This is a genomic window from Clostridium sp. N3C, from assembly GCF_900095445.1.
In the GTDB taxonomy this organism is placed as follows: Bacteria; Bacillota; Clostridia; order Clostridiales; family Clostridiaceae; genus Clostridium_AU.
This window is the reverse complement of record NZ_FMJL01000050.1, coordinates 1-25,352: the sequence shown is the minus strand read 5'-3', so window position 1 is coordinate 25,352 and position 25,352 is coordinate 1. Positions and strand designations below refer to the sequence as shown.

Below are 25,352 nucleotides of genomic sequence, written 5' to 3'. Positions count from 1 at the left end.
ACAAAAGTGCATAAAAAAATGCACTTTTAGTCTTCTATCAATTCAGAAAACCCCTCTCCTAAAACCTCATGAGAATCATTAACGGATATAAAAGCCTGTTTATCAATAGATATGATATACTTTTTTAGATTTATGTATTCCACTCTAGTTAATATGGTATAGATTACATCCACCTCTTTTTCACTAAATCCCCCTCTACCAAAAAGTATGGTATAACTACGATCAAGAGTTTCCGTAATATACCTTCCAACTTCTTCTTTATATCTTGTTATAATCATAACTTGCTTACATACATTAAATCCGTCAATGGCATAATCAATAATCACTCCATTAATTATAACTGCAAGCAGGGAATATAAACCTTGATCTATACCAAAAGTTATAGCTCCTAAAACAGTTATTATAAAATCTACTCCTAGCAAGGACTTTCCAATGGCTATATGGAAAAACTTATTAATGATCTTAGCTATTATATCGGTACCACCAGTAGAGGCATTTTCATTAAAAACTATGGCCATTCCAATACCTGAGCAAAAGGTACCAAAAATAGAAGCTAACATTAGATCCTTAGTAAGAGCCACATCTTCTGCGATAAAAAAATCCATAATCCAAATCAAAGTAGACAAAACCAAACTAGCATATATGGTCTTTGTACCAAACTTTCCTCCTATTATAAAAAAAGCCACTATGAATAAGATTACATTCATAATTAAGGTTAATAATCCAATAGGAAGATTGGGTAGAAAGTGGTTAATGATAATAGCCATACCACTAACCCCTCCTGCCGTTAGCTGATTTGGTGCTAGGAATAACTTAACACTTATAGCCACGAGAAATAATCCTATTGTTATTTTCAAATATTCTTTAAAAGTAGTCATGGGTATCACCATCAATATTGAAATTTATATAGCAATACTATTATTTTACATAATCAATCATACTTTTATTCAAAATATTATAATAATTCCATATAAAACAAAAAGGTTATTTCAACTTACTAAAGCTGAAATAACCATTATCATAATCAATCATCTATGATGAAGTCCTACACTAATTAGAAGAGCTTCATCTACTAGTGCCATATCTTCATCTTTCATTCGACCAATCTTCTCTTTTAATCTCTTTTTATCTAAGGTTCTTATTTGTTCAAGCAAAACTACTGAATCCTTGTTTAATCCATAATCTATTGAAGAGATTTCAACATGGGTGGGGAGTTTTGCCTTATTTATCTGAGAAGTTATGGCCGCCACAATAACTGTAGGACTATATTTGTTGCCAATATCATTCTGTATAATAACAACCGGTCTAATGCCACCTTGCTCTGATCCTACTACAGGACTAAGGTCAGCATAAAATATATCTCCTCGTTTCACTATCATAGTCATCAGGCAAATCACTCTCCGTAAGCCATACCTCATAATCTTGCAGGTTTTTTAAATCTTCAGCACATCCCATCTCTGCCATCTCTACATTGATATCTGCCATCTCCATGTAACCCTTCTTCATTCTATCTATATATTCATTTTTTTTTCTTTCCTCTATATATAATATTATGGCATCCTTAATATATTGACTATTTTTTTTGCCTTTCTCTTCACTTTTTTTTCTAATTGTCTTCCGAGTGTTTCTGAGAGGTTTACAACTAATCTCTTTGAACCTGACATGTTTTACGCTACCTCCTATTACCCTAAGCAAATTATGACGTAGGATTATTCCACGAAGCCATTATGACTTCTCGTAATGATAGACATCTAACTATTATAATAATCTACCTGTCACAAACAATTATATCCTACCCTTATTATACCTGTCAAAGTAATTATATTGAGGTCCATTAATTACCTCTAGGCTCCTTTTTATAGGCAGGATTTTACCCTTTAGTAAGCATAGATATAAGCATTATTCAATATAATTTCTTATTTCTATAACCTTACCATTCTTAATGAAAACTCTAGGAACTCTCTTACTAATGGAGCAGAGTACCTCATAGTTAATTGTGCCTATGTTGTTAGCGATGTCATCGGCATCATATTTGATATTGTTCTCTTCTCCCATTATAATAACCTCATCGCCCAACTCTACTCCTTCTATATCAGTGACGTCTATCATACACATATCCATGCATATTTTGCCTACGATAGGAGCGAACTTACCTCTCACAATTACCTTACCTTTACTAAAGAGAAGTCTTGTGTATCCATCTGCATAACCAATAGGTAAAGTTGCTATTACGCTTTCTCTACTTGTTTTATATGCTCTGCCATAACTTATGTATTCACCTGCAGGCACCCTCTTAAGGTTTATTATACTGGCTTTTAGAGACATTGCCGGTTTTAAATCTATTTTTGTAACATCCACTTCCTTAGAAGGATAGTAACCATACAGTGCAATTCCAGGTCTTACAGCATCTAAATGAGTTTGAGGCAAATCAATAATAGCGCCACTGTTTGCTATATGTCGGAAATTATACTTAACTCCAGCAGCCTCTAACTCTTTACAAAACCAATTGAACTTTTCAAACTGGTATATTGTATATTCTTTATCCTTCTCGTCAGCACTCGAAAAATGTGAAAATACACTTTCAATAATTATATTAGGCAATTTACTAATTTTATATACATCTTCCACACTACTTTCTGTAGGTAAAAAACCTATACGTCCCATACCAGTATCCACAGCTATATGTATTTTTACTTTTTTATTATATTTATCAGCCTCTCTGGATAATTGTCTTACGTAATCATAATCATAGGCAGTGACTTCAATATCATTATTCACAATCTCCTCTACATAACTAACAGGAGTATACCCTAAAATCATAATTGGAGCATTTTTGACAGCTCTTCTTAATTCAAGAGCCTCAGTCACCACTGCTACTGCTAGCCTGGTAGCTCCGGATTCTATCAATACCGGTGCCACTTCTAAAGCACCATGTCCATACGCATCTGCCTTGATTACAGCGATAATTTCCTTAGAGGCTGATATTTTCACCACTTCTTTCATATTATGAGCGATTCTATCTAAATTTATCTCAGCCCATAAAGGCCTTAGTTTTTCAGTCATACTGCTTCCCCCTCATCTGTTCAACAATGAATCCAAGAACTCAATAATTTATTCAAAACTGAACAATTTCTTATCCAGTTTAACGTTAGCTTTAAAATCAGAATAAGTTATTTCAACTCGTTTTCTGTTATTACTATCATAAATCAATATTTTAGATGGTACAAGGCTTTTAGTATCTACATATAATACCGCTTTATCAATATTTCTATTATTAGCTGGTATGGTCAACTCAATAAGTTGGTACCTTTTACCATCCCCTTCTTCTATATAATATTTTGTATCTTCATTTATATAAATTAATTTTATGTACTCATTAACAAAAGTAAGATAGTATAGATCCTCAAACTTGCTTTCTACAATATATCGCCTATTATTAACATTATCTTTAACTTCCGTTTTATTGCCTTTAAATATGTATATTCTATCCTTGCCAAGCTCTAAGCGATTACCACTTTCACTGTCATAGAACAAATTGCATTGATATTCTAAATCCTGTCTATCATTATGAACAACTATCTTAGTCTTACACTGATAGCTCCGCATATTTTTTATATAGTCTACCACTTCTTTTTCGCTTTTCTGCTTCTTAACACAACCAGAACATAGAGCAATAGTAACAAATACAAAAATTAGAAGCAGCTTTTTCAATAACTTCATAAACTCCTCCAGAATTATTTCCTCTACCAATAATACTAATATTCTAGAGGGTGGAATTATATTCTAAAAAATAAAGATTAATTTTAAACTTCTATTATCACATAAGCTATAGCATTCTCCTTATTATGAGAAATACTTAAATGAATTCGATAATCTCCAAAGCTAGCAGCTATCTTCTGAGCACCGCCCTGTAATACGACATTAGGCTTTCCCCTTTCATCTCTAACTACTTCAATATCCGTCATAGAAAATCCCCTTATACCTGTACCCAATGCCTTTGATACTGCTTCCTTAGCCGCAAACATTCCTGCAGCATGCTGGGCTTTATTCTTTTTATCTTTCATGTATTGTCTTTCCCTAACACTAAATATTTTAGATGCAAAGTTCTGATTTCTTTCCATAGCCTCTGCTATTCTATTTATTTCTATAATATCAACACCAATACCTACTATCACAGTACCTCTCCTCTTCCTCTTCATGCCTTATATTTTACTCTTTTAGGATTTTATTATCAACTTACATATTATGTTATTAATTGATATTTATTCAATTTACTTGCTTGATAGTTGTATTTTTGCACTATGTATCATTGTTTTAAAAAAGAGTTGATATATACTCATGAAGTTTGGACAAGGTTTTGATGCTTGTCCTTGAATCATCAACACTTCTTTGAAACATAGCGCTATAGGATCATCAACACCTTTTTGAAACAAAGCAATATAGCAATTTAGAACTTATGTACATATATAAAAAAGTGCCTTTCTACTATAAAGTATTGGAGAAAGGCACTTTTTAACATCATATATTAATTTAAGGTAGATGCATTTCTTACATTAATATCGAAATCCATTATATAAGTATCAACATACTCTCCTAATACCTCCACTAGATGAATAGGAGATACTGCATTATCATAAAGTAATCTTAAAAGATTGTGAACCTTGTGTCTTTGAGGGCTGATGCTTTCAATAGAATCTCTTTCAATATTTACAACAACCCCATTTACGATGTCTTGTCTTTCAACCTCTATACCATAGGCTTGGCTTGATACTAGGTCATCCTCTACTTCCATCGATATGTAACTCTTTATTATTCTATAATTATATAAGTAAGTTATGTCCCCTATTTTCTCTGTCCTACTTAAAGATTCCACTACCATCATATGTATTCCCCCCTCTAAATTCCAATTATGCAGTGACATCAATTTTGCCACATACATATGATAACACTAGACAAAATAAAATAATGTCATTTCATAATATCTAAAAAAAAAATTATTTCTTTATTTTATGACAACAATACATTTTAGTTATACACGATCGATTGTTTGTGTATATCAAATTTCCATTCTACTTCCAATTACTAGCGTATTTTGTCGATTTCTTTCTAATAACCCCTAAAACTTTTATTAACTTTTAGCGCAGAAATCGTTAACACATAAGATTCCTTGCAATTAAGATACTTAATAATATCTTCTATAATCATTAAAACTATCGTAACCATTACATTATCTTCCTTATTATAAGAGGTCATATTGTATTTTTCCTTATGTACATTTAATACATCTTTCCTACACTTGATCTCTTTATAGATTTCACTTAAGGTTTCATAAAGCACGTCATAAGACAAACTTAAAAAATCTAGCACCTTTTTTTCCTCACCATCAATAACTGATTTAGCAATTTCATTTAAATGTGTTCCCTTATACTGTTCCTCCATAGCACATTTATATCTAATTGAAATAAATTGTCCAAGCAATGCTTCGTCAATAATAACAATATCACCTTTAGTATTAAACATACAACTGATAGAAGCTAGAGCTCTTTGCTTTTCATCTAATTCACTAATAATTTTCTTAAGTTTTAAACTAAAAGCCCTTGTATATTCAGCACTAATAATCATAAAGCCTAACTCTCTAGCAGAAGCTGCTGCTATTAAATCCGAAAAGTTGGCGTATTTTTTATTTAAATCCATTCTTTCCAACATCTTGTCCTTCCCTCCCCAAAAAATAATCTACACATATATGTAATAAGTCTTTAAATTATTTTGCGAATTTGGGGACAAAAATATTCATCAGGAATAATTTGGATTATGTAAATATCAAAGCTCTTTAATTACTAATTTTTAAAAATTAACTTATACCTTTTATAATATAAACATTGTATTGCAAATTTTAGAAATAGGTATTATAATTATTAACGGATAATAATTATAAATTAAAAAAAGTTTTTCTTATACCTTTTCTATATAATATTTTTAAAAGGAAGTGAGTAAATGAAATCTTTAGAAGTAAAAAAAGATATCTATTGGGTTGGTGCCTTAGATCCAAACTTAAGGGTTTTTGATATTATAATGTATACTCCCTTTGGTACTACATACAACTCTTATGTGGTAAAAGGTACTGAAAAGACTGCTGTTATTGAAACTGTAAAAGCTGAGTTTTTTGATGAGTATATTGAACGTCTAAACTCTTTAGGAATAGATATATCAAAAATCGATTATATTATAGTAAATCATACAGAACCAGATCATGCAGGCTCTGTAGCCAAACTTTTAGACATTTCACCAAATGCCAAGGTTCTTGGATCAACTTCTGCCTTAAAGTTCCTAAAAAAAATTACAAACAAAGATTTTGAAGGTATACCAGTAAAAGATGGTGATAGCGTAAGCTTAGGAAATAAGACACTTAAATTTATTTCAGCTCCTCTATTACATTGGCCTGACTCCAACTACACTTATTTAGAAGAAGATAAGATACTATTCACTTGCGATTCCTTTGGAAGCCACTATTGCAATGAAGCTATGTATAATGATCTAAACGCAAATGAAGATGATTATATGGAAGCTTTAAGATACTATTATGATTGCATTATGGGACCTTTTAAACCTTATGTGTTAAAGGCTATAGCTAAAATTGAAAAGCTTCCTATTGACATAATTTGTACTGGTCATGGTCCAATTTTAAGAAAAGATCCATGGAAAATTGTTGAGTTATACCGTCAATGGAGTACTCCTATAGTTAGAGATACTGAAGAGAAAAAGATTACTATATCCTACGTTTCAGCTTATGGTTACACTGCTCAATTAGCTAACAAAATTGCTGAAGGTATAAAATCCGTAGGAAACTTCCAAATCAAATTGTATAATGTAATAGAACATGACAAAAATGAAATATTATCAGATATCACCGATTCTGAAGGAATACTATTTGGTTCCCCAACTATAAATGGCGACCTATTAGAGCCAATAAGAGACTTGCTTACAAAGCTAAATCCTTTAGTTCACGGTGGTAAACTTGCTGCAGGTTTTGGCTCCTATGGTTGGACTGGTGAAGCAGTTCCTAATATTGAAAACCGACTAAGGGAATTAAAAATGAAAATACAACCAGGTTTAAGAGTAATATTTAAGCCATCCGATGAAGAGCTTCAACAGGCCTTTGATTTTGGTGTAAAATTTGCTAATAAATTGAATCAAGTAAAATAATAATTTTAACAATAAAACTTCTACCTAGGTGGAAGTTTTATTGTTATTTTTTACTTTCATCATAAAAAATTAACCTGCATTTTCACTGTTCTTTTTAAGATCAAGAAACTGCAGTGTATCTGCAACTACTTCAGAAATATACTTTCTTCCCCCTTGGCCATCTTCTATAATTCTATTGCATAACCTTCCAGATACGCTTATTAAACTTCCTTTTGTTAAATATTCTGCTGCTACTTCAGCTTTCTTACCCCAAACTATTATAGGAATAAAATCTGCTTCTCTTTCTCCATTGGCATTTTTATATTCTCTCTCTACGGCTATAATAAACCTAGCCAAAACCTTTCCAGAGTCATCTAAAACACGCTTTTCTGGATCCTTTGTCAATCTTCCAATTAAAACTATTCTATTCATTTAATAACCTCCGACATGGATTTTTCTATAATTATAACCACATCTTCATTTATTAAACATCGATTTATATTTTTTATAAATATCTTACCTATTGTTATTGATTAAAATTATAATTACCTTTTGGATATACTAATATAAAGAAAATTTATATAAGAAGTTTCTACTTTTTTCTCTAAATGGTATAATGTTATGAGATAATGATGAATGTATATACTGGAGGTAAATTATGAAAATCTTAATTACAGGAGCCAAAGGGCAGCTTGGATTAGAATTAACAAAACAATTACAGCTCAAAAAAGATGTTGAATTAATATTAACTGATGTGGCTGAGTTAGATATTACTAGCACAGAAAAAGTATTTTCCTTTTTCCATGATCATAGGCCAGATATAGTTATAAATTGCGCTGCTCACACTGCAGTAGATAAATGTGAAACAGATATAGAAAATGCATATAAGATTAATGCCATAGGTCCTAAAAATCTTTCTTCTGCAGCTTATTCTATCGGCGCAGAAATAGTACAAATCTCCACCGACTATGTTTTTGATGGAGAGGCTACAAGTCCTCTTACCGAATTTGATACTACAAACCCTCAAACGGTTTATGGTGCTTCAAAACTTCAAGGTGAGAAGCTTACTGCAGAATTTAATCCAAAGCATTATATATTAAGAACAGCTTGGCTTTATGGAGAAGGAAATAACTTTGTAAGAACCATGCTTAAATTGAGTGAATCAAATAAGAGCATAAAGGTAGTTAATGATCAAATAGGAAGCCCTACCAGCACTGTTGACTTGGCAAGAGCTATCATCAAGCTAATAGAAGAAAAAAATTATGGCTTATTCCATGCTACTTGTAGCGGCCAATGCAGCTGGTATGAATTTACTAAGGAAATTTTCAGACTAAAAGGAATTGATACAGAGGTAATTCCTTGTACTACTGATGAATTCCCAAGACCTGCTAAACGTCCTAAATACTCTGTGCTGAGAAATTATATGATGGAGTTAACTACTGGAGATATAATGAGACCTTGGCAGGAATCTTTAGCTGAATATTTGAAAACAAACTAAAAAAACTTTTGCTTTACATAAAAAAAGAACTATCCTACTTATTTAGTAGGTAGTTCATTTTTTATTATCCCACTATTCCCTATCACCTATGTAATCCATAATACCGCCTCCATAGGTTACTACTACTTATTTATTCTTCTTACTATCCTTCACTGCTAAGAACATAAACTTAGGAATAGATGCTAATCGTTTGATTCTAACAGGCTCTTTAATTACCCTGTACAGCCATTCCAAATTAGTTTTTATCATCCACTTTGGCGCTCTCTTTAATTTACCACCAAAGATGTCGAAGCTGCCTCCTACCCCCATAAATATGTTAACATCTAATATATCCATATACTTCATTATAAACTTGTCCTGTCTTGGTGAACCCATAGCCACAAATATGGCAAAGGGTTTTGTCTTGTTTATTTGCTCTATTAAGTTTTCACAATTATCTAAATCAAAAAATCCATTGTGAATTCCACATATTTTTAATGTGGGATATTTGTCCATTAAATTAAGCATACAATTTTCTACAACAGCCTGCTCTGCACCAAGGAGAAAAATACCCTTTTCATTAGCAGCACAGTATTCTATTATACCTTCCATTACTTCTATGCCTGCTATCTTTTCCTTAACCGGTTCTTTTAAAAGCCTAGCAGTATGTACTACTCCAACACCATCCGGTATTATTATAGTATTTTTACTATTAAAAAAATCATAGAGGGCTTTATCCTGTAGTCCATTATAAAGCACCTCTGGATTACCGGATACTATATTTATTTTATCATTTCTTTGAACTGCAAAATCTATTAACTCTCTTTTACTCTTATTATATATGTTATAACCTAAAATTTGGGTCAATTGTATCACTCCCTAGGATTATTAATTATTCCTTGTATTTTCATATGCTAAAGTTGCATTTATTTCCCCTCCTATAAGTAATATAATTGAACTTAGATAAATCCAAATCATCAGTATAAATATAGCTGCGATTCCTCCATATAAACTAGAATAGTTGGCAAAGTTATCAACATAGAAAGAAAAAGCAATTGATATAATAATCCATCCTGCCGTTGAAAACAAACTGCCAGGCAAAACCTCCCTAAATTTTAGCCGACGACTAGGAGTATATTGATATATAAAAGTAAATGCAGCTATCATAAAAGCAGCCATTACTACATAACGAAACATATTCCACATAGGCATAACAGCAAAGGATACCTTATTAAATTGGCTTAAGTAGTCTCCAAGCAAATTTCCAAATACAAGCAAAATTGTTGTAGCTAATAATGCTATTACCAGCCCTAAAGTAAAAACCACAGAAAGTAACTGCACCTTAAGAAAACTTCTTTTCTCTTCTTCATCATAGGCTGTATTTAATGCTCGTATTACTGCTTTTGCACCACCGCTAGCAGCCCATACTGTTCCCAATAAACTAAAAGACAAGAGATCTCCTTTTCTAACTTCTGTAATTTCTTTTACTGTATGCTCCACTAGAGTTAAGGCTTCTCCAGGTATTATTCCCTGTAAAAAAGCCAGCAAATCTACACTTCTTAAAGGAGTATAAGCAATTATTGTTAATAAAAATATTAAAAAGGGAAAAAAAGATAACAATAGCCTATAGGCCATTTGACTTGCTAAAGCAGATATTTGATCATCCTTAATACGCTTTATTAAAGCCAATATAAACATTCCCTTAGTATTCATGCACATCCCTCTGTATCATATTATTATATATCACTATTATATTACTACATATTATTATGAAATTATTATATTTAACAAGAATTTATGGTTGATTATATCATACCATATAGCCCTTTTCAATTTTTATATCTTTACTTTTTACATCTGAAATAAAGGGCTATAATTGAGTTTTACATGCTTTTATAGTATAATAGTGATGTTTTATAAACAATATTATAAAAAAATACAAAGGATTTACTTACTATTCTCTAAATTATCTTGAATTATTTTTTTCAGTAAGTAAAAACCTTATACAAAAGGAGGATTTATCTTATGGCTTTTTGTGCAAATTGTGGTGCTCAGACAGCTGAAGGGGACAAGTTCTGTGGAAATTGTGGAACTATGCTATCCTCTGGAAATTCAGCTCCACAAAATAATTACCAACAAAATGTACAAGTAAACTTTGAAAGTCAACAAGCTCCAAATTTTGATGCTAACTTTTCTCAACAACAGTTTGTTCCGCAAAGTCCCTCTAAGTATGTAATAGCCATGGAAGAGTTAGGAAAGGAACTGTCTATTTTCTTTAAGAATCCTATAACTTCTATTACTAAATCAAAATTCCAGATGTCTTCATTATCCACATACATATTTGCTGGTATAATGGCATTAATACTAATATTACTAAACTTCTGGACCGCTGCACAAAATTTTGCGCTTGCAAGTAGCGGTAAAGGAAAAGTTACAATAACTATAAATAGTACAAAAAAAGTGATTCAAGATTTATCCGGTATCCTATTAGGTTCCAATGAAATATATGAAATAGGATACGGAAAGTTGTTCCTTGCATCCTTCTTCTTTGTGATATTTATGTTAGTAGCACTTTGGGCGCTAACCTTGCTTGTTAACCATGTAATGTTAAAAGGTCAACTTAATGCTATACAAGCTATAAATGTTGTTGCTTTCACAGCTATTCCCTATGCAATTATATCATTTATATCAATAATTTTAGGATATGTTGAACCAAATTTATCTTATATGGTCTATCTAGCTGGAATAACGACTTCCACCGTATTATTATATAAAGCTATAAGCAGTAATATTAACAAACCAGAAATTTCTGCCCTATATAGCTTTACAATAATTCCAGTACTTCTATACTTGGTAAACTTCCTTTTCTTTAAAGCGGCAGGAGTAATAATATCCGTATTCTATAGAGGAATATTTATGGGAATATTTTAAGAAAATAAAAGTACCTTTTGCTTCAATATAAAATTGTTAGCAAAAGGTCTTTTTTAATTTCTATACATAAATCTAGCAGGTACAATAAATATCATTGCCATAGCAAGAAGTACAAAAATATCTACTACAATATTATATAAATTTCCACCAAATAAAATCATCTCAGATAATCCCTTATGGGCCCAATAGGTAGGAGTAAATATAGCAACTTTCTTCATAGATGCAGGCATCATTTCTAAACTATATACACAGCCAGATAAAATTCCCATTATTAGAATCATCACTGGTGTAAAACTCTGAAAAGAAATATGACTTTTAAAAATAGAAGCTAGTAAAGCAAGCATAGCTGCTGCTGCAAATATATAAACCGCCATAAAGAGCGCTACCGTTAATATTGCTTTTATAGACATACCTTTTAACACAGGATACATGAATATACATTGAAAAATAGTAATGCTTATACCTGTTATAGTTACTGAAAGAATATCTGCAAATAAAAGGCTAAAGGGCTTTACCCCTGATACCTTAATCCTATTTCTAACTCTATTTTCCCTCTCCTTTATAAAAAGACTGCAACCTGCTATCATAAATATAGTAGAAAATATCACTATAAGTCCTAAGCCCATAGAAATAGAAAAGATATTTCTATCTTTATCTTTTTCTTTTACTTCATCACTATTAGGTGTCTTTAAATCAACTATCACCGGCAATTCATAACTAGGATCATTGCTAAGATCTTTAAATCTGCTATTAACAGCCTCTTCTATTACTTCATATTCCTCCTGAGGTAACTGTCTTTGACCATCTATTATAACTAAATACTTGCAAACATAAGGTACTATTTCCCCGGCAATAATATCACTGACACCCATAGCTGTTAAGCTACCAGGCACTGTATAAACAGATACTATATCCTCATACTCTCCAGCCATTATTCTTTTTTCCATTCCCTTTTCAAAGATATAAACCGCCTGCACCTTTTCCTTAGAAATATATTCCTCTATATCTTCCTCTTCTATGTTTTTCACTGAAATAGCTGAATTTTCACTAATTTTCTTCAAAATTTCAGAGGAAATCTTTGACCGGTCTCTGTCAATGATAGCAATAGGTACCCCTTCATAAAAGGTCTTTTTCTCAAAAATTTTATTAACTAGCATGGAGAAAAATAATGGTAACAAAATACATAACAAAATTAATAACTTATTACGATACATTAGCTTCAGCCGATTTTTAACTATTGGTAAGATCTGAGATTTAAGTGAACCGTCCCTATTATTCATGATCTCACCGCCTTTCGTAATCGAAAGTTGGATATTAATATTAACAGTAGAGATATAATAATAAAAGAATAAAGAATAAGATTAAGAGCGCTACTATCGCCAATACTTCCTGTACCGCTGCTGTAGTTCATTATGTATAGGCTACCCCGGATAATCCAATAATTTGGGGTTATAGATGCCAGTTTTTGAATTTCTAGTGGCATCAGCTGTAAGGGAAGAAAGCTACCTCCTACTAGTGCACAGATGAATACAAATATATTGCCTACTGCCATAAAAAGCTCTTCTTTTCGGAAAAAAGTTGCTAGAAATATGAATATGCCATTTATGAAAAAGATTGCTATCCACATATATACTATTATTTTTAATATTAAATCCTGATGAAAGGCCTTAAAAAATACTACCGCTGGTAGTATAAAGATAGCTACTTGAACTGAACTGTAAAGAGAGAATGATATCCATTTACCAAGTACTATCCTCAAGGTCCCCACAGGCGAAACTACCGTTCGTTTTAGGCAACCACTGTTAATTTCCTTTATCAAGTGATTTCCTGCGCTTACCCCATTATACATTAGCAATAATACTAAAGTAGCCGCAATGAAATATTCTGCAGAGCTAGATGAAGGTATTGACTCTATCTCCCTTTCTTGAAAAAATTCTCCTCTAGATAGAGCTGCCAGTACTAAATTAACGGACATCTCTTCATTAATATTTTCTAATTGATTTTGAGTAAAATCATAATCCTTTAGATAGTCTATGTAAGCTACTATGGATTTCTCTACAGAAGATACGTAGTTGCCATAGCTCTCCATCATATTTTGAAGTACAGAGCTTTTTAAAGGCTCTCTCTTATTTAAAACAACATTTATTGGGTAATTTTCAATGTACACTAGACTTTTAGAAAAGTCTTCTGGTATAGTAATTATGCCAATAAGCTCATTTTCATTAAAGCTTTCCTCTGCATCCTTCTCATTCATAGTTTTGATGTTTACCATTTTTGAGAAGGTCTTATTTCCTTTAAAGTTATTAATAAGTATCCTACTTAGTACACTATTTTCTTTATCCACTACAGCCACATTCAATGGTGTAATATCTGCTTCTCGATTCATCATACCAGAAAAGATAAAAGCAAAAATTCCGTATAATAAAAAGGGAAGACACAAATGAGCAATAATTGCCCATCTATGTCTTAATATAAGCTTTAAGTCTTTTTTTATTACCTTTATTAACTTAATCATAATGTGCAAATCTCCAAATTAATTTTAGAAACCAAGCTTTAACTCATCACTTAAAATAATTTCAAGATTTTCTTGCATTTCTCCCAAAAGGCTCATAAGCTGATATTCATCCATTTCTGCTAGGTTAATAGCTCCATCTTCATCTGGCTTTTCAACAACTACGTCTTTATCAAAGCCATTAAAAGTAAATTCTACTCCCATTGATCCATTTGAATTAAATTTAGAAAGGGCATCTGCAGCATCTTGTAAATCAATTTCAAAGAAACACTGTCTTAGTCTATTCTTGTTATCTATTCTGAAGAATAATTCAGTATTTAAGTTCCTTTCTTCTTTTAGTTCATTGCCATCTAGTGCAGTCTTTAGTTCATTCATAGCTTCATCCCAATTTTTATCGAAGTCCTTCATAAATTCTTGGTATTTATCCATATCAAATCCTGAAGCTTCCAAAGCTCCGTTTTCCTTTAGCAGCTCTACTAATTCAGGTAATTTCTCTTTTACAAGAGCTTTAAAATTATTATCTTCAGAAAGTTCTTTTAATAAACCTCCCCCAATAGTAGAAGTAAATTCATCATTAACAATAAAGGTTAATTCATTGCACTTTATATTTTTTTCCTTGCCTGCTTCTACTACTTTCACATCAACATTACCATTATTATTAATAAATTTCCCCAAATTTTTCTTTAAGAATTTTCCATATTTTTTTCTTACAGCTTTAAAGTTATCATCCTTTTCTAAATCCTTACCAAACTTTTTCAAAGATTCTACATTTTTAGAAGAAGCACCATCAGTAACAGATTGTAAATCCGATTCTTTTATTAAAGCATTTAAATCATCTATGTTGATAAATAATGTATCTTTGAATAATTCATCAGATTTTAACATTATTACTTTTTCATCGTAGTAAGTACTTATGTTTGCAATACTATTATCTTTAAATTTAACACCTATATTAAAGAAACCTTTTTTATTATTAATGTCTGTTTTCCCATCAATAACAAAAGCAAAATTATCAAAGATTGCTCCCTGTATTCCATCCATATTTAGTTTTATTTTAGCAGTTACATCTACAGCTTCATAATTACTTAACTTACCAACAGCCGTTATTAGTTTATTGACAGGATTTCTATTGGTTATAAGTGGCTTTACAACTCCAAAAATCAATGCAACAAGGGCTACAATCACTGCGGCTAGGCCTATAAACATTGGACGCTTCCTAAACTTTTGTGCTAAAGATGATTGCTCTACACTGTTAATCTCATTATTAGCTCCCCCATTGTCATTGTAAGACAATTTGTCAACTTCATTATTTATATAAGGTTCAGCACTTTGCTGGCTACCTACTTCTTGCCCACATACAGTACAAAATTTAGCACTGTCTTCTAACTGAGCTCCACATTTTTCACAAAACATTCATTGTCCCCCTTAAAATTATTCAAAAAATTACAAAAGGCATATAAAGATATTATACGATAAAAAAGGGAACTTTTCCAGTATTAATATATTAAGATGCTTAATTTGCATTAACCGTCCCTAATTATTAAATTTCAAATCTTGTCTACTTTTTTCTTTCCAACCTTATTATTAATTAAGGTCTTAATTAAATAAACACATAATCTTATGAATAAATAGATTGCAAATAAATATAAAAATCCATAGAGCCCAGCTAATATATCATCAAACTCCATATTTCCTCTACCAGTTAGCTTCTGTTCTATCTCAATAACAAATACTATAACTATAAGTACAGTCATGGTATATATAAATGAAATAGCTGTTATGCTATGTTTAGATAACCATTTAAATAGGATATGTGTAGCAGCAAAAATAATCATTCCTATTATTCCAATTAATATAAAGTGTAATTGCTTATCATTAAATTGTGATAATTGGCTACTTTTGATAATGGCATCATGAATATCGTTAGTTGCATCCATTAAGATCTTTATTATTTCTACCATAAAACTCCCTCCCCAAAAATTATTTTACATAATTTAACTATAGGGTATTTATATTAATTAATATAAATTATACGACATTACTCAACTAAAAGATACATGTAAAAAAATAAGCTTGCTTTTAGTTATATTTACTAAAAACAAGCTCATTTTATTTATCCCTTACTTTGCTGTAGGCTTTTTATCATTATACAAGTAATCAAATACTTGCTCTTTGGTAGCTTCTTTATCAAATACCAAATACCATATTTCTTTTATATATTGGCCTTTGCAATAGCCATCTACAGGGAATCTTTCCTGATCTATTGTTAAATTTCCAATCTTAAATACATCTAATCCTAAACTTATTATTTCAGAGTTTGTTAAACTAGTATTAACGTAAGGAAGCAATTCTGAAACTACCCCTGGATATTTTGTAGCTCCCATGGCCATTATCTTATTTATTAAAGCATTAAGAACCCTTCTTTGTCTTTCTGTTCTCTCATAGTCTCCGTTACCGGTATATCTATTTCTTGAATAAGCTACAGCTTGCATTCCTGTAAGATTTTGTTTTCCTGATTTGCTTAAATGATTAGGCGTTTTTCCTTCAATTTTAGCAACCTCATTAATATAAGAATTAGTTATTTCAACTTCATTCGGTTTAACATCTATTTCTACGCCACCTAAAGCATCAATAATTTTCTCTAGTCCGAAGAAATTTACGGTAACAAAGTCTCTTATATTCAAACCAAAGTTTTCATTAATAGTTTTAATTGCTAATTGAGGTCCTCCAAAATAATAAGCATGAGTTATCTTATCTTCTCCACGGCCATCAATATGCACATAGGAGTCTCTCATTATAGAAAATAATTTAATCTTTTTGCGTGCTTTGTCAAGAGAAAGGACCATTATAGAGTCTGAACGTCCATTAGCCTTTACATCACGCTGATCTAATCCAAATAAGGCTATGTTAACAATCTCATCCGAATTTTTATGACTTCCGATTTTCTGTTTAATATCACTAGATATTCCTAGATCTTCATCTGTATCTGATATTTTTGTTCTATTTAGCTTACCTAGCATATTAAATCCATAAACACCTACTGAAATAACCACTAATAATAATACAAGTAAAGTTGAAAATATTATCAATTTTTTCTTTGATTTTCTTTTTTTATATCTAGTTCTTTTACGTCTATTTCCTTCCATAACAACCCTCTACCTCATTAATTTTTTTACATCTTCAATAATAACATTAAAATTCTTAATGTTCAACATAAATTTTACCATTTTGTCATAATAAATCAATATATATCTCTTTTTATTAGCTTTTGTCAGCATATATACTGGCATATATCAGTTATTGAAGACAAATTATATTTATGCTAATATATTATGGGTAAATTCTAAATTCTAAGTAGGTGTAAATATGAGCATAAATAATGATAAAAATAAAATTGTTATTGATATCGAAAAAGATATTATTAGTAAGAAGTCACAATACATAATCAAAAGAATAATGGATATCCTTTTATCCACCATAGGTATAATATTACTTTTACCAGTTTATCTAATAGTATTCATAGCTATAAAAGTTGATTCCAAAGGCCCTGCTATATTTAAACAAACAAGAATAGGTAAAAACCATAAGCCCTTCACTATATACAAATTTAGGACTATGGTAGTAAATGCTGAACAAAAGAGAGAATTAGAAATAGATCCAGAAAATATTGAAAACTTTATATTTCAAAGCAAAAGTGATAATAGAATAACTAAAGTAGGCGCTTTTTTAAGACGAACCAGCTTAGATGAACTTCCACAGCTATTCAATGTATTAATAGGTAATATGAGTCTCATTGGCCCAAGACCAGAAATACCAGATGTAGTTAAATACTATCCTAAGGAATATGAACAAAGGTTACTGGTTACCCCTGGTATAACAGGCTTGGCTCAAGTTAACGGCCGTGGTGAAATTGAACTATCAAAAACTATTGAATATGATTTAACCTACATCAAAGAATTTTCCATTTGGAATGATATAAAAATACTCTTTAAAACCTTTATCTCCGTTTTAAAAAAAGATGGAGCAATGTAATTTATAAGATATAAGAGGTCATAAATGAAATATCAGACCTCTTTTTTTATTCTGTCATTTTAATGTCTTTTGATAGTATGTAGCTTTGTTTTTAAAAAGAGTTGACGAATGATTGTTTGAACCTGTCCTTTTTAAGCTTGTCTAAACATTTATTCATCAACTCTTCTTTGTAACAAAGCAGCCTATTGATAAGAAATGGTTATTAAGCTATTATTCCACTTGATGGCAGTTTGCTAATCTTCTTAATAATTTTATTATTTCGATATTTGTGTGCTTTTTACAAAACATAAAGATAAATTAGCATCTTTCAACATTTTCCTTTAAATTATGTCTTTTTATCATTCACAAACTTATAATTATCCTATATAATTCAATTATAGGTTAATTATTTTAGGTAAGACTAGAGAAAGACTTGTTCTTTAATAGTATTCCAAAGGTTTTAAAATTAAGAAAAAGGAGGTTTAATCTTTGACCAAAAAACGTTTTTTGAATTTGTTTTCTTTTTTGGCACCGCTACTATTATTACTATGTGTAGCTATTCCCCAATTTCCCAAAGTAGTGGCTGCTGGAAACGCCAATATTTCCTATTCTTTAAGTAAATCCCCTATATATGTTGGTGACACATTTGATATTTATGTAAACATATCAAATGTTACAGATTTATATGGTGCTTCAATTGATTTTAAGTTTGACCCAACACTTTTTAGTGTACAAGACGTTGTTGTAGGAAACGTTTGGAATGGACAAGCTCAATTAAAAGGATTCTTAGAGGATCAAAGAGGTTCCGGATACTTTAGCTATTATGCATCTCTCAGCGGAGAAAAGGCTGGCTTAACTAATTCTGGTGTGTTGTTTACAATAAAAGCAAAGGCATTAAAGTCCGGTAGTATGCCTCTAAACACCACAAATTCAGATGTAACTTTATCCGTTAATCAGCAAAACGTTAAAATTAAGTTAAGTAATAGTAAATTATCAGATCAAAAAATTCAGTATCAAGCTACCGCTAAAACAATTAGCATACAACCTAATTTCACTCGTATTGAAGAAACTAATTACAACATTAATTATAGTGGTACTTGGGGAAGTGAATCCTTAAGCAAATTCAGTGGAGGTGCTGAGAAATACATTGGTTCTTCTGGATCTCTTTCATTCGATTTTACTGGTACAGGAATTAGACTTATATCTACTACTTATAATAACAGAGGTATTGCTAAAGTAACAATTGATGGTACATCTTATGATGTAGATATGTACAGTGCTTCTTTAGGATACAAAAAAACTGTGTTTGAAAAAACAAATCTTGCTAATGGTACTCATAGCATAAAAGTTGAATACACAGGCAGGAAAAATTCTAAATCAACTGGTACCTATATAATAATTGACGCCTTTGATATTATTAATGGAAATATCAAAGAATCAGCAAAAATAAACCGTGTAGATGATAGTAATCCAAATATAGCTTATAATGGTATTTGGCAAAACGAATCCCATTATTCCTTTAATAATGGATCAGAAACATATACAAATTCATCAGGTTCTCTTTCCTTTTCCTTCACTGGAACTGGAATAAAACTTATTTCAACACCATATAACAATAGAGGTATAGCAAAGGTTATTATTGATGGAATTCCTTATAATGTAGATATGTATAGTTCTTCTTTAGGATTTCAAAAAACTGTATTTGAAAAAACTGATCTTACTAATGGTACCCATACTTTAAGAGTTGAATATACCGGTTTAAAAAATGCTAATTCTAAGGAAACTTATATAATGATTGATGCCTTTGATATTATTAATGGAAATATAGTTAATTCTTCAACAATCAATCGAATTGAAGAAAACAATGAAAATATAAGTTATAGTAGTAATTGGGAAAGTGAATCCTTAAGCAAATTCAGTGGAGGTGCTGAGAAATACATTGGTTCTTCTGGATCTCTTTCATTCAATTTTACTGGTACAGGAATTAGACTTATATCTACCCCTTATAATAACAGAGGTATTGCTAAAGTGACAATTGATGGTACATCCTATGATGTAGATATGTACAGTACTTCTTTAGGATTCCAACAAACTGTATTTGAAAAAACAAATCTTGCTAATGGTACTCACAGCATAAAAGTTGAATACACAGGCAGGAAAAATTCTAGATCAAGTGCTACCTATATAATGATTGATGCTTTTGATATTATTAACGGAAACATTGTTACAGCTTCAACTGTTAAGCGTATTGAAGAGAATAATAATACAATAACTTATAGTGGTACTTGGGGAAGTGAATCCTTAAGCAAATTCAGTGGAGGTGTTGAGAAATACGCTGGCTCTTCAGCCTCCCTTTCCTTCAATTTTACTGGAACTGGAATAAGGCTTATATCTACCCCTTATACTAACAGAGGTATTGCTAAAGTAACAATTGATGGTACATCTTATGATGTAGATATGTACAGTGCTTCTTTAGGATACCAAAAAACAGTATTTGAAAAAACAAATCTTCCTAATGGTATTCACAGCATAAAAGTCGAATACACAGGCAGAAAGAATTCTAAATCATCTAGTACTTATATAATGGTTGACGGTTTTGATATAATTAATGGAGATATAGTAAATTCTTCAACGGTTAACCGTGTAGAAGAAAACAATTCAAAAATTAGCTATGTTGGTACTTGGGAATTTGAAGCTTATAAACAGCTCAGTGCTGGTTATCAAAAATATGCATCTAGTGCAACAAGTTCTCTTTCTTTTTCATTCTCTGGTACTGGAATTAAGCTAATTTCATCACCTTATAATAATAGAGGAATAGCAAAGGTTATTATAGATGGTACATCTTACACTGTGGACATGTATTCACCTTCTCTACAGTTGCAAAAAACTATTTTTCAGGTAACAAATCTATCACCTGGAAATCACACTATCACAGTTCAATGTACTGGTACTAAATCCTCTAGCTCTAAAGGTACTTACATAATGATTGATGCCTTTGATATTATAGGTGGAAACATATATTAAAAAATAATAAACATTTAGCAAGGTAGTTTTATCTACCTTGCTTTTTAATTCCATCTAAAAGTTTAACTTGTTGTAATATGTCGAATTATGTTGATTTATCAAACTTATCCTTGTATAATGAAACATACAAGGAGGATAACTTGCATGAGTAATAAAAAAGAAATAAGATATATGAATTATGTAAAAGCGTTTACTATTATAGCAATGGTTATAGGACATGCAGAAGGACCAATTAAATGGATATTTTATCAATACCATATGGCCTTGTTTATTTTCATTTCCGGTTATTTTTACAAGGATTTCTATTCAGACAAGCCTCAGACACTAATATTTAAGCGTATTAAAACATTATATCTACCTTTTGTGATCTACGAAATAATATTTGTTGCATTAAGAAATGTATTTTTTGCATTTAATTTAACTGAAAGTAAGTATGTTTATAATAAAGATTTAATTATAAAAGTGGCTAAAGGTTTACTTAAATTTAATATTACAGAAGCACATATAGGTTCATTTTGGTTTTTAAAAACTTTATTTATTGTAACTATTGCTTTTTGCTTATTGAGCTTTGTAATAAAAAAATTAAAATTAGACAATAAAGAATGGGTTAGAGCAACATTAATTTTACTATTATTTATTTTAGGATGTATACTACTAAAAAATAGTTTAAACTCCAATCATAAAAATATAATCAGAGTTTTAATGACAATGATAATGTTCTATTTTGGATATTTATTCAAAAAAGTTGAGTATAAAATTCCCTTTAATATTTATCTTTTTTTAATCTCAATTGTTATATTAATTCGTAACAGTCATCTTGGTTATGTAGACATAGTCAATGATCGATATACTAGTCCAACTTTTTATATAGTATCTTCCATTGCAGGTTTTTATGCCAATATATACATTGGAAAATTACTTGAGAAGAAAAAAGAATGGAATTTACGTATACTTGATTATATAGGTAAAAACACAATAATAATCTTAGCATTGCACTTACTAATATTTGATATAACCAGAAATATTTATACTAATTTAACGGATAAATCTTTTACGGATTTATCTAATGGCTGGATATTATTGACCATAGCAGGTGTCTGCATTCCTATAATAATACAAATAATCATTGACAAAATAAAAGCTGTTGTTTATATAAAATCAAAACAAATCTATATATCAAAAAGAGCTAAGTAGTAATACAAACTTTGAAAATTAAAATACCGACCTCTAATGATTTGATTTTTCTTTCTAATCATTAAAGGTCGGTATAATAAATTATATTTAAGATAATTATAAGTTAGAATTTTACTTATGACTTAATTTTAACTAAGTTTATCTCCATACATTTTATCAAAGTAATTTTTATATTCACCAGAAATAATATTCTTCCACCAATCCTGATGATCCAAATACCATTGGATAGTCTGTTTAATTCCAGTTTCAAAATTATATTTAGGCTTCCAACCAAGCTCAGTTTCAAGTTTTGTTGGATCAATAGCATATCTCCTGTCATGTCCTGGTCTATCGTCTACAAACTGTATGAGGCTTTCAGGTTTTCCTAGTTCTTTTAGGATTGTCTTAACTACTTCAAGATTAGTTCTCTCATTATGACCTCCTACATTATAAACTTCTCCAACTCTTCCCTTATGTATTATAAGGTCAATGGCAGAACAATGATCTTCTACGTGCAACCAGTCTCTTACATTATCCCCCTTACCATATACGGGCAACTTTTCATCTGCCAACGCTCTACTAATCATAAGTGGAATCAATTTCTCTGGAAAATGATAAGGTCCATAGTTATTAGAACATCTTGATATGGTTACAGGAAGTCCATAAGTTCTGTAATAAGCTAATACAAACAAATCTGCACTAGCTTTACTTGATGAATATGGACTTGATGTATGAAGAGGTGTCTCTTCAGTAAAGAATAAATCTGGTCTATCTAGAGGTAAATCCCCATACACTTCATCTGTGGACACTTGATGATATCTTTTAACCTTAAATTCCTTTGAAGCATCCAATAAAACTTGAGTTCCCATAACATTAGTTCTAACAAAAATGCCAGGATCCTTTATAGAACGATCCACATGACTCTCAGCTGCAAAATTTACAACTATATCAAATCTTTCTTTATCAAATAGATTCATTATAAATTCTCTATCTGCAATATCTCCGCGATAAAATTTATAATTTGGTTTATTTTCAACATCTTTTAAAGTCTCTAAGTTTCCAGCATAAGTAAGTAAATCTAAATTCACAATTTCATATTCTGGATACTTATTAACCATGTAATGTACAAAGTTTCCGCCGATAAAACCAGCACCACCTGTTACTAATATCTTCATCTTATTGCTCCTTACTATATATTTTTATATTATGATTTACTATTCCTCATAAATAAAATTACAGTCACAGTCAGCTAATAAAGGTCCATTCTTATCCTTCTCTGATAAGATAGGTTCAATTCCATTAAGTAATCCACCCCAATCAACACCAATTGATGGATCATCATAACGAATAGTTCTTTCATGTTCTTTTGAATAAAGATTATCTACCTTATATTGAAACTCAACATTATCAGTAAGGGTTAAAAATCCATGTGCAAATCCTCTAGGAATATAAAATTGCCTCTTATTCTCTGAACTAAGCTCTACGGATACCCACTGAAGATAAGTAGGTGATCCCTTTCTTATATCAACAGCCACATCAATTACTATTCCATTAGTGCATCGTACAAGTTTTCCTTGAGACATTGGATTATTCTGAAAATGCAAACCTCTTAATGTACCTTTCTTAGCAGACATAGAATGATTATCTTGTACAAAAGGATTTGTGATACCTAAGGCCCGATATTTAGGTTCGCTAAAGGTTTCCATAAACCATCCTCTATTATCGCCAAAACAATCTGGTTCAATTATTATTACTCCCGGTATTTTAGTCTCTATTACTTTCATACTAAACCGCTCCAATTTCCTAACAAATTAATATTTTCTACTTTTACTATACTAAAATATTTAATTTTCTCCATATATATCCCTAGTATATACTTTTTCCATTACATCTTTGATTTCATCTGAAATTCTATTAGCAACTATTACATCTGAAATCTTTTTAAATTCCTCTAAATCTCTTATAACCCTAGAATTATAAAAATATTCTTCTTTTAAGGTAGGTTCATATACTACAACCTCTACCCCTTTAGCTTTAATACGTTTCATAACTCCTTGAATAGATGAATGTCTATAGTTATCAGAATCTGCTTTCATTGTTAATCTATAAATACCAACTAATTTCGGATTCCTCTTCATAATCATATCAGCTATATGATCTTTTCTGGTTCTATTTGACTCAACAATTGCTGACATAATATTTTGGGGCACATCATTATAATTTGCTAATAATTGTTTGGTATCCTTAGGCAGACAATAGCCACCATAACCAAAAGAAGGATTATTATAATGCTTACCAATACGTGGATCTAAACAAACACCTTCTATTATTTGTTTTGTATTTAATCCTCTAGTCTCTGCAAAAGTATCCAATTCATTAAAGTATGAAACTCTTAAAGCTAAATATGTATTAGCAAATAATTTTATAGCCTCTGCTTCTGTTGATCCTGTAAAAATAACATCTATATCTTTTTTTATTGCGCCTTCTACTAATAAATCAGCAAACTTCTTAGCTCTATCAGATTCCTCACCTACTATAATACGTGAAGGATACAAATTATCATAAAGCGCTTTTCCTTCTCGTAAGAATTCTGGTGAAAAAATGATGTTATCAGTATTAAACATTTTCTTTACTTTTTCTGTATAACCTACTGGTACAGTTGATTTTATAACCATCACAGCATTAGGATTTATAGACAAAACACTATCTATTACGGCTTCAACTGTACTTGTATTAAAGTAATTCTTATCAGGATCATAATCAGTAGGTGTTGAAATAATAACAAATTCAGCATCTTTAAAAGCCACATAATTATCTGTAGTGGCAGTTAAATTAAGCTCTTTATTTGCTAAATATTCTTCTATCTCTTTATCTATAATTGGAGACTTTCTGTTATTAATCATTTGCACCTTTTCCTCAACAACATCAAATGCAATAACTTCATTATGTTGAGCTAATAAAATTGAATTTGATAATCCTACGTACCCAGCTCCTGCTACAGCAATCTTCATACTGATCCCCCTTTATTCATCTTGTACTGTA

Annotated in this window: 25 protein-coding genes; 6 read left to right on the top strand and 19 right to left on the bottom strand. The window is 30.8% G+C overall.

Features of this window, described 5'->3' with window-relative positions; translation table 11 throughout:
- Nucleotides 1-26: 26 nt before the first annotated feature.
- From N3C_RS12250 to N3C_RS12215, 8 genes are all read right to left on the bottom strand, one after another.
- Nucleotides 27-878: a YitT family protein gene (locus N3C_RS12250; RefSeq protein WP_074366311.1), complete on the bottom strand. Its 852-nt coding sequence runs from the start codon at nt 876-878 to the stop codon at nt 27-29.
- Between the two features lie 150 nt (nt 879-1,028).
- Nucleotides 1,029-1,385, bottom strand: coding sequence for a type II toxin-antitoxin system PemK/MazF family toxin (locus N3C_RS12245; protein WP_074366310.1), 357 nt, complete (start codon nt 1,383-1,385; stop codon nt 1,029-1,031).
- Nucleotides 1,345-1,506, bottom strand: coding sequence for a hypothetical protein (locus tag N3C_RS15535; protein ID WP_373432811.1), 162 nt, complete (start codon nt 1,504-1,506; stop codon nt 1,345-1,347). Before N3C_RS15535 ends, N3C_RS12245 begins: the two co-directional genes overlap by 41 nt.
- Nucleotides 1,507-1,899: 393 nt before the next feature.
- Nucleotides 1,900-3,063: an alanine racemase gene (alr, locus tag N3C_RS12235; protein ID WP_074366309.1), complete on the bottom strand. Its 1,164-nt coding sequence runs from the start codon at nt 3,061-3,063 to the stop codon at nt 1,900-1,902.
- 48 nt (nt 3,064-3,111) lie between these two features.
- Nucleotides 3,112-3,720 (bottom strand): germination lipoprotein GerS-related protein, encoded by a 609-nt coding sequence (locus N3C_RS12230; protein ID WP_083604546.1) that lies wholly within the window; start codon nt 3,718-3,720, stop codon nt 3,112-3,114.
- An 83-nt stretch (nt 3,721-3,803) separates the two neighbouring features.
- Complete coding sequence (locus N3C_RS12225; protein WP_074366308.1) at nt 3,804-4,175, bottom strand: holo-ACP synthase; 372 nt, start codon at nt 4,173-4,175, stop codon at nt 3,804-3,806.
- Between the two features lie 350 nt (nt 4,176-4,525).
- Nucleotides 4,526-4,882 carry a DUF6514 family protein gene (locus tag N3C_RS12220; RefSeq protein WP_306345598.1) on the bottom strand — a complete coding sequence of 119 codons (357 nt, stop codon included), beginning with the start codon at nt 4,880-4,882 and terminating at the stop codon, nt 4,526-4,528.
- Nucleotides 4,883-5,106: 224 nt separating this feature from the next.
- Entirely contained in the window at nt 5,107-5,706 is a 600-nt protein-coding gene (locus N3C_RS12215; RefSeq protein ID WP_074366307.1) for a hypothetical protein, read from the bottom strand.
- Between the two features lie 288 nt (nt 5,707-5,994).
- On the opposite strand from N3C_RS12215, the gene N3C_RS12210 reads away from it, so the two are divergent.
- Complete coding sequence (locus tag N3C_RS12210) at nt 5,995-7,203, top strand: FprA family A-type flavoprotein (RefSeq protein WP_074366306.1); 1,209 nt, start codon at nt 5,995-5,997, stop codon at nt 7,201-7,203.
- Nucleotides 7,204-7,272: 69 nt separating this feature from the next.
- On the opposite strand, the gene N3C_RS12205 is transcribed toward N3C_RS12210, so the two are convergent.
- Nucleotides 7,273-7,614 (bottom strand): single-stranded DNA-binding protein, encoded by a 342-nt coding sequence (locus N3C_RS12205; RefSeq protein ID WP_074366305.1) that lies wholly within the window; start codon nt 7,612-7,614, stop codon nt 7,273-7,275.
- A 226-nt stretch (nt 7,615-7,840) separates the two neighbouring features.
- On the opposite strand from N3C_RS12205, the gene rfbD reads away from it, so the two are divergent.
- Nucleotides 7,841-8,680: a dTDP-4-dehydrorhamnose reductase gene (gene rfbD / locus N3C_RS12200; protein ID WP_074366304.1), complete on the top strand. Its 840-nt coding sequence runs from the start codon at nt 7,841-7,843 to the stop codon at nt 8,678-8,680.
- A gap of 126 nt (nt 8,681-8,806) precedes the next feature.
- Here the strand turns inward: rfbD and N3C_RS12195 are convergent, their stop codons facing one another.
- Nucleotides 8,807-9,526 (bottom strand): WecB/TagA/CpsF family glycosyltransferase, encoded by a 720-nt coding sequence (locus tag N3C_RS12195; protein WP_074366303.1) that lies wholly within the window; start codon nt 9,524-9,526, stop codon nt 8,807-8,809.
- A 21-nt stretch (nt 9,527-9,547) separates the two neighbouring features.
- Nucleotides 9,548-10,372: a YihY/virulence factor BrkB family protein gene (locus tag N3C_RS12190; protein ID WP_074366302.1), complete on the bottom strand. Its 825-nt coding sequence runs from the start codon at nt 10,370-10,372 to the stop codon at nt 9,548-9,550.
- A 312-nt stretch (nt 10,373-10,684) separates the two neighbouring features.
- On the opposite strand from N3C_RS12190, the gene N3C_RS12185 reads away from it, so the two are divergent.
- On the top strand, nt 10,685-11,590 hold the full coding sequence (locus tag N3C_RS12185; RefSeq protein WP_074366301.1) for a zinc ribbon domain-containing protein: 906 nt from the start codon (nt 10,685-10,687) through the stop codon (nt 11,588-11,590).
- A gap of 53 nt (nt 11,591-11,643) precedes the next feature.
- Here N3C_RS12185 and N3C_RS12180 read toward each other — a convergent pair whose 3' ends face one another.
- The 5 genes from N3C_RS12180 to N3C_RS12160 form a co-directional block, all read right to left on the bottom strand.
- Nucleotides 11,644-12,870, bottom strand: a complete 1,227-nt coding sequence (locus N3C_RS12180; RefSeq protein WP_074366300.1) for an ABC transporter permease — start codon at nt 12,868-12,870, stop codon at nt 11,644-11,646.
- Nucleotides 12,867-14,105 (bottom strand): ABC transporter permease, encoded by a 1,239-nt coding sequence (locus N3C_RS12175; protein ID WP_074366299.1) that lies wholly within the window; start codon nt 14,103-14,105, stop codon nt 12,867-12,869. Before N3C_RS12175 ends, N3C_RS12180 begins: the two co-directional genes overlap by 4 nt.
- 24 nt (nt 14,106-14,129) lie before the next feature.
- Complete coding sequence (locus N3C_RS12170) at nt 14,130-15,515, bottom strand: zinc ribbon domain-containing protein (RefSeq protein ID WP_074366298.1); 1,386 nt, start codon at nt 15,513-15,515, stop codon at nt 14,130-14,132.
- Nucleotides 15,516-15,649: 134 nt separating this feature from the next.
- Nucleotides 15,650-16,063 (bottom strand): hypothetical protein, encoded by a 414-nt coding sequence (locus tag N3C_RS12165; RefSeq protein WP_074366297.1) that lies wholly within the window; start codon nt 16,061-16,063, stop codon nt 15,650-15,652.
- 159 nt (nt 16,064-16,222) lie between these two features.
- Complete coding sequence (locus tag N3C_RS12160; protein WP_074366296.1) at nt 16,223-17,248, bottom strand: LCP family protein; 1,026 nt, start codon at nt 17,246-17,248, stop codon at nt 16,223-16,225.
- 220 nt (nt 17,249-17,468) lie between these two features.
- Here N3C_RS12160 and N3C_RS12155 point away from each other — a divergent pair, with 220 nt between their 5' ends.
- The 3 genes from N3C_RS12155 to N3C_RS12145 all read left to right on the top strand — a co-directional run bounded on the left by N3C_RS12155 (nt 17,469) and on the right by N3C_RS12145 (nt 22,331).
- Nucleotides 17,469-18,134 (top strand): exopolysaccharide biosynthesis polyprenyl glycosylphosphotransferase, encoded by a 666-nt coding sequence (locus tag N3C_RS12155; protein WP_074366295.1) that lies wholly within the window; start codon nt 17,469-17,471, stop codon nt 18,132-18,134.
- A gap of 468 nt (nt 18,135-18,602) precedes the next feature.
- Complete coding sequence (locus tag N3C_RS12150) at nt 18,603-21,137, top strand: cohesin domain-containing protein (protein ID WP_074366294.1); 2,535 nt, start codon at nt 18,603-18,605, stop codon at nt 21,135-21,137.
- A gap of 144 nt (nt 21,138-21,281) precedes the next feature.
- Nucleotides 21,282-22,331 carry an acyltransferase family protein gene (locus N3C_RS12145; RefSeq protein ID WP_074366293.1) on the top strand — a complete coding sequence of 350 codons (1,050 nt, stop codon included), beginning with the start codon at nt 21,282-21,284 and terminating at the stop codon, nt 22,329-22,331.
- Nucleotides 22,332-22,459: 128 nt separating this feature from the next.
- On the opposite strand, the gene rfbB is transcribed toward N3C_RS12145, so the two are convergent.
- Genes rfbB through N3C_RS12130 form a run of 3 tightly spaced genes read right to left on the bottom strand, consistent with a single transcriptional unit; the run spans nt 22,460 to nt 25,321 of the window.
- A complete protein-coding gene (rfbB, locus tag N3C_RS12140; protein WP_074366292.1) occupies nt 22,460-23,485 on the bottom strand; it encodes a dTDP-glucose 4,6-dehydratase in 1,026 nt (341 codons plus the stop codon).
- 39 nt (nt 23,486-23,524) lie between these two features.
- On the bottom strand, nt 23,525-24,094 hold the full coding sequence (gene rfbC / locus N3C_RS12135) for a dTDP-4-dehydrorhamnose 3,5-epimerase (RefSeq protein WP_074366291.1): 570 nt from the start codon (nt 24,092-24,094) through the stop codon (nt 23,525-23,527).
- Between the two features lie 60 nt (nt 24,095-24,154).
- Complete coding sequence (locus tag N3C_RS12130) at nt 24,155-25,321, bottom strand: nucleotide sugar dehydrogenase (RefSeq protein WP_074366290.1); 1,167 nt, start codon at nt 25,319-25,321, stop codon at nt 24,155-24,157.
- Nucleotides 25,322-25,352: the final 31 nt, after the last annotated feature.

What these genes read in the sequence shown, in the direction of transcription:
- N3C_RS12160 (WP_074366296.1), bottom strand. Translation starts at nt 17,248, where the DNA reads ATGGAAGGAAATAGACGTAAAAGAACTAGATATAAAAAAAGAAAATCA.
- N3C_RS12180 (WP_074366300.1), bottom strand. Translation starts at nt 12,870, where the DNA reads ATGAATAATAGGGACGGTTCACTTAAATCTCAGATCTTACCAATAGTT.
- N3C_RS12170 (WP_074366298.1), bottom strand. Translation starts at nt 15,515, where the DNA reads ATGTTTTGTGAAAAATGTGGAGCTCAGTTAGAAGACAGTGCTAAATTT.
- N3C_RS12185 (WP_074366301.1), top strand. Translation starts at nt 10,685, where the DNA reads ATGGCTTTTTGTGCAAATTGTGGTGCTCAGACAGCTGAAGGGGACAAG.
- N3C_RS12245 (WP_074366310.1), bottom strand. Translation starts at nt 1,385, where the DNA reads ATGACTATGATAGTGAAACGAGGAGATATATTTTATGCTGACCTTAGT.
- N3C_RS12175 (WP_074366299.1), bottom strand. Translation starts at nt 14,105, where the DNA reads ATGATTAAGTTAATAAAGGTAATAAAAAAAGACTTAAAGCTTATATTA.
- alr (WP_074366309.1), bottom strand. Translation starts at nt 3,063, where the DNA reads ATGACTGAAAAACTAAGGCCTTTATGGGCTGAGATAAATTTAGATAGA.
- N3C_RS12250 (WP_074366311.1), bottom strand. Translation starts at nt 878, where the DNA reads ATGACTACTTTTAAAGAATATTTGAAAATAACAATAGGATTATTTCTC.
- N3C_RS12130 (WP_074366290.1), bottom strand. Translation starts at nt 25,321, where the DNA reads ATGAAGATTGCTGTAGCAGGAGCTGGGTACGTAGGATTATCAAATTCA.
- rfbC (WP_074366291.1), bottom strand. Translation starts at nt 24,094, where the DNA reads ATGAAAGTAATAGAGACTAAAATACCGGGAGTAATAATAATTGAACCA.
- rfbB (WP_074366292.1), bottom strand. Translation starts at nt 23,485, where the DNA reads ATGAAGATATTAGTAACAGGTGGTGCTGGTTTTATCGGCGGAAACTTT.
- N3C_RS12230 (WP_083604546.1), bottom strand. Translation starts at nt 3,720, where the DNA reads ATGAAGTTATTGAAAAAGCTGCTTCTAATTTTTGTATTTGTTACTATT.
- N3C_RS12205 (WP_074366305.1), bottom strand. Translation starts at nt 7,614, where the DNA reads ATGAATAGAATAGTTTTAATTGGAAGATTGACAAAGGATCCAGAAAAG.
- N3C_RS12215 (WP_074366307.1), bottom strand. Translation starts at nt 5,706, where the DNA reads ATGTTGGAAAGAATGGATTTAAATAAAAAATACGCCAACTTTTCGGAT.
- N3C_RS12220 (WP_306345598.1), bottom strand. Translation starts at nt 4,882, where the DNA reads ATGATGGTAGTGGAATCTTTAAGTAGGACAGAGAAAATAGGGGACATA.
- N3C_RS15535 (WP_373432811.1), bottom strand. Translation starts at nt 1,506, where the DNA reads ATGAAGAAGGGTTACATGGAGATGGCAGATATCAATGTAGAGATGGCA.
- N3C_RS12210 (WP_074366306.1), top strand. Translation starts at nt 5,995, where the DNA reads ATGAAATCTTTAGAAGTAAAAAAAGATATCTATTGGGTTGGTGCCTTA.
- N3C_RS12145 (WP_074366293.1), top strand. Translation starts at nt 21,282, where the DNA reads ATGAGTAATAAAAAAGAAATAAGATATATGAATTATGTAAAAGCGTTT.
- N3C_RS12190 (WP_074366302.1), bottom strand. Translation starts at nt 10,372, where the DNA reads ATGAATACTAAGGGAATGTTTATATTGGCTTTAATAAAGCGTATTAAG.
- rfbD (WP_074366304.1), top strand. Translation starts at nt 7,841, where the DNA reads ATGAAAATCTTAATTACAGGAGCCAAAGGGCAGCTTGGATTAGAATTA.
- N3C_RS12155 (WP_074366295.1), top strand. Translation starts at nt 17,469, where the DNA reads ATGAGCATAAATAATGATAAAAATAAAATTGTTATTGATATCGAAAAA.
- N3C_RS12165 (WP_074366297.1), bottom strand. Translation starts at nt 16,063, where the DNA reads ATGGTAGAAATAATAAAGATCTTAATGGATGCAACTAACGATATTCAT.